Annotated in this window: 2 protein-coding genes and 1 pseudogene; 1 reads left to right on the top strand and 2 read right to left on the bottom strand. The window is 63.1% G+C overall.

The genetic code is table 11. The features are described from left to right. A pseudogene (locus EN991_RS41460) lies at positions 1-178 on the bottom strand (GFA family protein); the annotation flags it as partial. 92 nt (positions 179-270) lie between these two features. Between EN991_RS41460 and EN991_RS37750 the strand changes: the two are divergent. Beyond that, positions 271-594, top strand: coding sequence for a TfoX/Sxy family protein (locus EN991_RS37750; RefSeq protein WP_024504570.1), 324 nt, complete (start codon positions 271-273; stop codon positions 592-594). Between the two features lie 64 nt (positions 595-658). Here the strand turns inward: EN991_RS37750 and EN991_RS37745 are convergent. Next, positions 659-993, bottom strand: a 335-nt coding sequence (locus EN991_RS37745; RefSeq protein WP_206519353.1) for a pseudouridine-5'-phosphate glycosidase, incomplete at its 5' end; no start/stop codon positions are given.

Genomic DNA, 993 nt, shown 5'->3' with positions numbered 1-993 from the left:
GCTTGCCCCTGATGTTCAGTGTCTCGTTGTCGGCACCGAGATTGATGGCGAAGCCGCCGCCGCCTTGCTGCTTGCGGCAGATGGAGCAGTAGCACAGCATGAACGGCGCCGGCGTGTGGCTTTCCACCTCGAAACGCACGGCATTGCAGCGGCAGGACCCTTTCAGCAGAAGCGGCATGGCGGGAAAACTCCGATCGACCTCTCTCAACCTGTCAGCATGATTTTGGTTGCGGCGATGACAAGGCCAGATGCCGGTGACATGATCGCGGCATGGACAATGAACGCATCGCCGAACTGTTCGAGGGTCTCGGCCCTGTCAGCATCCGCAAACTGTTCGGCGGCAAGGGCATCTATTTCGACGGCGTCATCGTCGCCATCGTGCTGCGCGGCGAATTGCTGTTGAAAGCCGACGAGCAAAGCGCCCCCGAGTTCGAGGCCGCCGGCTGCACGCAATGGACCTACACCGGCTCGCGCCACGGCAAGCTGGTCGCCATGCCCTATTGGAGCGTTCCCGACAGCGCTTTTGATGATCCCGACGAGATGACGGTCTGGGCACGCCGGGCGTATGAGGCGGGGCGAAGGGCGGGGAAGTGACGCCAGCCTTGGCACAGCGGAGGGACAGCACCCCCTCTGTCCCGCCGACCTTGGAGGCCGTGCCCTACAATGCCCTGGCTATCCTCGCCGCCAGCCGTGCATTGTTTTCCACCAGCGCGATGTTGGTCTTCAGGCTCCTGCCGCCGGTCAGTTCGAGGATCTTTCCCAGCAGGAATGGCGTCACCGCCTTGCCGGTGACATGTTGTGCCTCGGCGGCCTTCTGCGCGGCGTCGATATAGCCCGCCATCTCCGCAGCCGGGATTTCCTGGTTTTCCGGCACAGGATTGGCAATCAGCATGCCGCCAGCAAGCCCAAGTGCTGCCCTCGTCTGGTAGAAATGCGCGATCTCTTCCGGCTCGTGCAAGGTCAGCGGCGCGCGGAACGGCGATTGCCTGGACC

Source organism: Mesorhizobium sp. M7A.F.Ca.US.005.03.2.1, assembly GCF_003997795.1.
GTDB classification, from domain to species: domain Bacteria; phylum Pseudomonadota; class Alphaproteobacteria; order Rhizobiales; family Rhizobiaceae; genus Mesorhizobium; species Mesorhizobium ciceri.
The sequence above is the reverse complement of the archived record's forward strand: the minus strand, read 5'-3'. Positions and strand labels throughout refer to the sequence as shown.